Raw genomic sequence first — 3,529 nt, 5'->3', positions numbered from 1 at the left:
TCGAGAATTTGAAAATAAAGAAGAACTGGAAAAAGTAGTCAATCAGCTTTTAAATGAAGGGGGATTGATTATTAAATGGAGTAGAAAACTTAAAAATAAGGGTAATGCTGTCAATGTAACTTAAATGCGTAAAAGCTTATTCCAAAATATATAAACCATGCAGCAGATCTAGAAAATTTTGATCCTTGAGATCCTTCGGTTTTAACTTTTCATAAACAGTTTTAATAATTTCCTCATCTGCTGTACCGATACTTTCAGCAAAATCCAGACTAATTTCTGTGATTGATTGTTCTAAAACAGCTTGATCAATTTTTAGGGTATTATCATCAGGATAACGACGAACCGATCGCAAACAAACCCGACAGCAATCATTAGTAATGCGAATTAATTCTCGTAACACTCCCCCACTATAAAGACAAATTTTTTCGAGGGTGTCAGGATCGATTAAAGCGGGATCGATGCGCTTAGTGATAATCTCGGTTAAAGTAGCAATAATTTGCGGATCGGGTATAGCATTAGGTGAATTAATGTCTCCCTGTTTAAAGAGTTTATATACAGGCATTTGCACGATCTGATCGTTGGTTTCTGTTTGGAGAGTTGCCTTTAAAGCTACCTCTCTTAAAGCGGCGATCGGAATAGTCATAATAATCCGAAAACTGGGCAACATAATCGCTTTAATATGGGATTGAAAAATATCCCTTACCTGTGCTAAGTCAATTTTATCAATGTCATCAACAATTACTAAGATTTTTTTCTGACTTTGGGACTCGATCGCACTAGCTATAATGTTAATTTGGGCAACTAGATCGGTAATTCTTCGCTCATACTTTTGTTTGATTTCCTCGCGAATAGTCGAATTAATCTTGAGAATGCCTTTAATGTGAGCTAGTAAAGAAGAAAAGTTAAAACCTGTTTCGAGAGTGGCATCTGCTTGATTGGTTTCCGTGCGAATTTGTTCAGCAAACCATTGATAAAAGCTTTTTTTAATAGAATCTTTAATAGTTAAATTTTGGGCTTCCGCTTCTGACATCATCTGAACGGCGATCGAGAATAAAATATTAACATGATTTACGTCTGACATTTCGATCATGTCTGAGATCGAGAAGAAAACAACAAAATAGCGATCATCTAACTTTCTTTTAAATTCATAGAGTAGGGTTGACTTACCACAACCCCGATGTCCTGCTAGAATAATTTTTCCGTCTTCCGAAGGACTATCTTCTACCAATTGTTCTAATTCTTCGATAATTTCTGTGCCGTATTTAACAGCAAAACGCTGTAATTCTTTATCCGATCGCAGGGGTAAAAGTTCCAAATTGCGATAGGCTTCTCGAAAGGGTTCTAGTAAAGGACTAACCATAAGTAATTAGGGTTTGCGGCAAAAAGTTTTTCGTGGGGGTAGGGTGTGGGAATTATGAATTATGAATTATGAATTATGAATTGGGTAGTTGGCTCTTCTAGGTTCTGTGTGATAAGTTTGACTTACAGAGGATCGATCAATCTTTGTGTCCTTTGTATCTTTGTGGTTCCTTCCACTCGCTCGCCGGAAAGAATGTATCTTAGAATACATTTTGCCCACCAAACCTAAGAGAGCCAAAAAATTAACTGATAACTGATAACTGTTATTTTTCTGCTGCCCAACTGTCGGGAGTGTAGGTTTTTAATGCCAAAGCATGGATGGCTTCGGTAGCCAGTGCCGATTGTAAAGCGCCATAAACCATTTGATGCTGTTTAACGCGGGTTTTGCCAGCAAATTCGCCAGAAATAACCACCGCTTCCAAATGATCACCACCTCCCGTCAAATCCCGAATCATCACCTGTGCATCGGGGATTTGTTCTTGAATCATTGCTTCTACTTGGCGAAAGTCAACCATCTTAACTCCTCAAAACAATTAAAGATACTCTGATCCCATTGTTACCGAAAGCTCGTCAATGGGGATAAAATTCACTGCTGTGGGGGGGGATTGCTAGGAGTTGCGGAGGTGGGAGTCGGTGCAGAGATAGAGATGGGTGTGCTGACAAATCCCATCTCGTAGAGTTGTTGATAGCTTTTTTGTCCTAATTCACTGGTGGGGTTTTGGGATTGAATCACCTGAATTAACAAAGGAACCGCCAATTCTGGCTGATTTTGCGCCCTATGGACCAAAGCAAGCTGATAGGTGGCTTCATCCCGCATTTGTCCCGTGTTTAAAGCACTTTGACGCTGAGAATCGAATACTTTCGGGTCAATTCCTGAGAAACTATTAGCTAATTGCAGATGATAGTTAGATAGTTGGTTAAAAATCCGACGCGCTTGATTGAGTTTATCCACAGCGACATCGTATTTAGCGGCATTAATAGCAGTGTTCGCTTCTTCCACTAAACGTTGTCCCCCCTGAAGACTCAGAACACTATCGGCTTGATTTAAGGGTTTTAATTCGTTAGGATCGCTGGCAGGAGTGTTAGAGTCGGGGGTTTGTGCTTGTCCGTCAGTTGCGATCGCAATCACTAAACCGATCGCCAGACTGAACAGATAAATTAAACTATAAGGCTGTTTTCGCTTAACCATAAAATTTCTCGACTTAATGTTCCAGATGGGAACGGCTATTTTTTTTAACATCGACAACTGACCTATAGTAGCTTTTTTGGGGCAGTTTCGATCCGACCCCAGCTTTCTAGACGTTAGCTCTAGCGGTTTTGTCGCCATGGCAAGTGCTGTTTTTTCCCGAAAAATCAGTACAAGTCCCCAAAAAGTTAGTTTATTCCTCCCGATTAATGGTTTAAATACCGATAATTCACCCGTTGGAAGGCTGTCCAGATAGAATAAAGAGAAAGTAGGAGTTTAGTTAAAATGTCTTTATCACTGATTACGCGTAAGTTTACGGTGGAAGAATACGAAAAAATGGCAACCGAGGGAATAATCAAACCCGATGAAAAAGTGGAATTAATTCGAGGAGAAATTATCAAAATGTCACCGATGGGAACCCGTCATGCTTCTAGTGTAGATAGATTAATACAATTATTCTATCAAAAATTAGGACAGAAAATTATTCTCAGGGTGCAAAATCCGATTAGATTAAATAATAATTCTCAACCAGAACCAGATTTAAGTTTACTAATACCTCGATCAGATTTTTATGTTGCTGCCCATCCTTGTCCTCAAGATATCTATTTAGTTATTGAAGTTTCCGATTCTACCCTCGATTATGATCACTATACTAAAATCCCTCTTTATGCGGAAGCAAATATTAAAGAAGTTTGGATCGTTAATCTCAAGGAAGAATGTTTAGAAGTTTATCGCCATCCTCTGCATGGTAGTTATCAAGCTATTCAGAAATATTATCGAGGTGAAAGTATTTTTATTGAATCCTTTCCAGAAATAGAATTCACTATTGCAGAAATCTTAGGAGTGTAGTTAAAATGTCTTTATCACTGATTACGCGTAAGTTTACGGTGGAAGAATACGAAAAAATGGCAACCGAGGGAATAATCAAACCCGATGAAAAAGTGGAATTAATTCGAGGAGAAATTATCAAAATGTCACCGATGG

At 38.6% G+C, this 3,529-nt stretch carries 4 protein-coding genes and 2 pseudogenes; 3 read left to right on the top strand and 3 right to left on the bottom strand.

Annotated elements, in window-relative coordinates; all coding sequences use genetic code 11:
• A pseudogene (locus PN470_RS07625) lies at positions 1–124 on the top strand (IS630 family transposase); the annotation flags it as partial.
• Between the two features lie 12 nt (positions 125–136).
• Here the strand turns inward: PN470_RS07625 and PN470_RS07620 are convergent.
• From PN470_RS07620 to PN470_RS07610, 3 genes are all read right to left on the bottom strand, one after another.
• Positions 137–1,360, bottom strand: a complete 1,224-nt coding sequence (locus tag PN470_RS07620) for a P-loop NTPase fold protein (protein ID WP_103111211.1) — start codon at positions 1,358–1,360, stop codon at positions 137–139.
• A gap of 262 nt (positions 1,361–1,622) precedes the next feature.
• Positions 1,623–1,874: a BolA family protein gene (locus PN470_RS07615; RefSeq protein WP_002737239.1), complete on the bottom strand. Its 252-nt coding sequence runs from the start codon at positions 1,872–1,874 to the stop codon at positions 1,623–1,625.
• 71 nt (positions 1,875–1,945) lie between these two features.
• Positions 1,946–2,599 (bottom strand): hypothetical protein, encoded by a 654-nt coding sequence (locus PN470_RS07610; RefSeq protein ID WP_103111212.1) that lies wholly within the window; start codon positions 2,597–2,599, stop codon positions 1,946–1,948.
• A 231-nt stretch (positions 2,600–2,830) separates the two neighbouring features.
• Here PN470_RS07610 and PN470_RS07605 point away from each other — a divergent pair, with 231 nt between their 5' ends.
• Together PN470_RS07605 and PN470_RS07600 are read left to right on the top strand one after the other, a co-directional pair.
• Positions 2,831–3,394, top strand: coding sequence for a Uma2 family endonuclease (locus tag PN470_RS07605; RefSeq protein ID WP_272104210.1), 564 nt, complete (start codon positions 2,831–2,833; stop codon positions 3,392–3,394).
• Positions 3,395–3,399: 5 nt separating this feature from the next.
• Positions 3,400–3,529, top strand: a pseudogene (locus PN470_RS07600) (Uma2 family endonuclease); the annotation flags it as partial.

The organism is Microcystis sp. CS-574 (assembly GCF_028329095.1).
Lineage (GTDB): Bacteria > Cyanobacteriota > Cyanobacteriia > Cyanobacteriales > Microcystaceae > Microcystis > Microcystis ichthyoblabe_A.
The sequence above is the reverse complement of the archived record's forward strand: the minus strand, read 5'-3'. Positions and strand labels throughout refer to the sequence as shown.

What these genes read in the sequence shown, in the direction of transcription:
- PN470_RS07620 (WP_103111211.1), bottom strand. Translation starts at nt 1,360, where the DNA reads ATGGTTAGTCCTTTACTAGAACCCTTTCGAGAAGCCTATCGCAATTTG.
- PN470_RS07615 (WP_002737239.1), bottom strand. Translation starts at nt 1,874, where the DNA reads ATGGTTGACTTTCGCCAAGTAGAAGCAATGATTCAAGAACAAATCCCC.
- PN470_RS07610 (WP_103111212.1), bottom strand. Translation starts at nt 2,599, where the DNA reads ATGTTAAAAAAAATAGCCGTTCCCATCTGGAACATTAAGTCGAGAAAT.
- PN470_RS07605 (WP_272104210.1), top strand. Translation starts at nt 2,831, where the DNA reads ATGTCTTTATCACTGATTACGCGTAAGTTTACGGTGGAAGAATACGAA.